1 rRNA gene is annotated in these 3,033 nt (G+C 51.8%); it reads left to right on the forward strand.

What is annotated here, in order from left to right:
* The first annotated feature begins 67 nt into the window (after nt 1-67).
* Nucleotides 68-2,959: ribosomal RNA gene (locus AACY42_RS28195) — 23S ribosomal RNA — on the forward strand.
* The last annotated feature ends 74 nt before the right edge of the window (nt 2,960-3,033 follow it).

A 3,033-nucleotide genomic window follows, 5' to 3' on the forward strand; every position in this document is an offset into this window, starting at 1 on the left:
TTTGAGCAAGATCGAATTTTCGGCGAATGTCGTCTTCACAGTATAACCAGATTGCTTGGGGTTATATGGTCAAGTGAAGAAGCGCATACGGTGGATGCCTTGGCAGTCAGAGGCGATGAAAGACGTGGTAGCCTGCGAAAAGCTTCGGGGAGTCGGCAAACAGACTTTGATCCGGAGATGTCTGAATGGGGGAACCCAGCCATCATAAGATGGTTATCTTGTACTGAATACATAGGTGCAAGAGGCGAACCAGGGGAACTGAAACATCTAAGTACCCTGAGGAAAAGAAATCAACCGAGATTCCCTTAGTAGTGGCGAGCGAACGGGGACTAGCCCTTAAGTGGCTTTGAGATTAGCGGAACGCTCTGGAAAGTGCGGCCATAGTGGGTGATAGCCCTGTACGCGAAAATCTCTTAGTCATGAAATCGAGTAGGACGGAGCACGAGAAACTTTGTCTGAATATGGGGGGACCATCCTCCAAGGCTAAATACTACTGACTGACCGATAGTGAACTAGTACCGTGAGGGAAAGGCGAAAAGAACCCCGGAGAGGGGAGTGAAATAGATCCTGAAACCGTATGCGTACAAGCAGTGGGAGCCCACTTTGTTGGGTGACTGCGTACCTTTTGTATAATGGGTCAGCGACTTATTTTCAGTGGCGAGCTTAACCGAATAGGGGAGGCGTAGCGAAAGCGAGTCTTAATAGGGCGTCTAGTCGCTGGGAATAGACCCGAAACCGGGCGATCTATCCATGGGCAGGTTGAAGGTTAGGTAACACTGACTGGAGGACCGAACCGACTACCGTTGAAAAGTTAGCGGATGACCTGTGGATCGGAGTGAAAGGCTAATCAAGCTCGGAGATAGCTGGTTCTCCTCGAAAGCTATTTAGGTAGCGCCTCATGTATCACTGTAGGGGGTAGAGCACTGTTTCGGCTAGGGGGTCATCCCGACTTACCAAACCGATGCAAACTCCGAATACCTACAAGTGCCGAGCATGGGAGACACACGGCGGGTGCTAACGTCCGTCGTGAAAAGGGAAACAACCCAGACCGTCAGCTAAGGTCCCAAAGTTATGGTTAAGTGGGAAACGATGTGGGAAGGCTTAGACAGCTAGGAGGTTGGCTTAGAAGCAGCCACCCTTTAAAGAAAGCGTAATAGCTCACTAGTCGAGTCGGCCTGCGCGGAAGATGTAACGGGGCTCAAACCATACACCGAAGCTACGGGTATCACTTAGGTGATGCGGTAGAGGAGCGTTCTGTAAGCCTGTGAAGGTGAGTTGAGAAGCTTGCTGGAGGTATCAGAAGTGCGAATGCTGACATGAGTAACGACAATGGGTGTGAAAAACACCCACGCCGAAAGACCAAGGTTTCCTGCGCAACGTTAATCGACGCAGGGTTAGTCGGTCCCTAAGGCGAGGCTGAAAAGCGTAGTCGATGGAAAACAGGTTAATATTCCTGTACTTCTGGTTATTGCGATGGAGGGACGGAGAAGGCTAGGCCAGCTTGGCGTTGGTTGTCCAAGTTTAAGGTGGTAGGCTGAAATCTTAGGTAAATCCGGGATTTCAAGGCCGAGAGCTGATGACGAGTTACCCTTTGGGTGACGAAGTGGTTGATGCCATGCTTCCAAGAAAAGCTTCTAAGCTTCAGGTAACCAGGAACCGTACCCCAAACCGACACAGGTGGTTGGGTAGAGAATACCAAGGCGCTTGAGAGAACTCGGGTGAAGGAACTAGGCAAAATGGCACCGTAACTTCGGGAGAAGGTGCGCCGGTGAGGGTGAAGCACTTGCTGCGTAAGCCCACGCCGGTCGAAGATACCAGGCCGCTGCGACTGTTTATTAAAAACACAGCACTCTGCAAACACGAAAGTGGACGTATAGGGTGTGACGCCTGCCCGGTGCCGGAAGGTTAATTGATGGGGTTAGCTAACGCGAAGCTCTTGATCGAAGCCCCGGTAAACGGCGGCCGTAACTATAACGGTCCTAAGGTAGCGAAATTCCTTGTCGGGTAAGTTCCGACCTGCACGAATGGCGTAACGATGGCGGCGCTGTCTCCACCCGAGACTCAGTGAAATTGAAATCGCTGTGAAGATGCAGTGTATCCGCGGCTAGACGGAAAGACCCCGTGAACCTTTACTATAGCTTTGCACTGGACTTTGAATTTGCTTGTGTAGGATAGGTGGGAGGCTTTGAAGCGTGGACGCCAGTTCGCGTGGAGCCATCCTTGAAATACCACCCTGGCAACTTTGAGGTTCTAACTCAGGTCCGTTATCCGGATCGAGGACAGTGTATGGTGGGTAGTTTGACTGGGGCGGTCTCCTCCTAAAGAGTAACGGAGGAGTACGAAGGTGCGCTCAGACCGGTCGGAAATCGGTCGTAGAGTATAAAGGCAAAAGCGCGCTTGACTGCGAGACAGACACGTCGAGCAGGTACGAAAGTAGGTCTTAGTGATCCGGTGGTTCTGTATGGAAGGGCCATCGCTCAACGGATAAAAGGTACTCCGGGGATAACAGGCTGATACCGCCCAAGAGTTCATATCGACGGCGGTGTTTGGCACCTCGATGTCGGCTCATCACATCCTGGGGCTGAAGCCGGTCCCAAGGGTATGGCTGTTCGCCATTTAAAGTGGTACGCGAGCTGGGTTTAGAACGTCGTGAGACAGTTCGGTCCCTATCTGCCGTGGACGTTTGAGATTTGAGAGGGGCTGCTCCTAGTACGAGAGGACCGGAGTGGACGAACCTCTGGTGTTCCGGTTGTCACGCCAGTGGCATTGCCGGGTAGCTATGTTCGGAAAAGATAACCGCTGAAAGCATCTAAGCGGGAAACTTGCCTCAAGATGAGATCTCACTGGGACCTTGAGTCCCCTGAAGGGCCGTCGAAGACTACGACGTTGATAGGCAGGGTGTGTAAGCGCTGTGAGGCGTTGAGCTAACCTGTACTAATTGCCCGTGAGGCTTGACCATATAACACCCAAGCAATTTGTATGCTCCAAGCCTAAAGGCGAAAGAGACCAGATTGCGGTGTGTGAAGACGAAAC

This window comes from Pseudomonas sp. RL_5y_Pfl2_73 (genome assembly GCF_963970515.1).
GTDB lineage: Bacteria > Pseudomonadota > Gammaproteobacteria > Pseudomonadales > Pseudomonadaceae > Aquipseudomonas.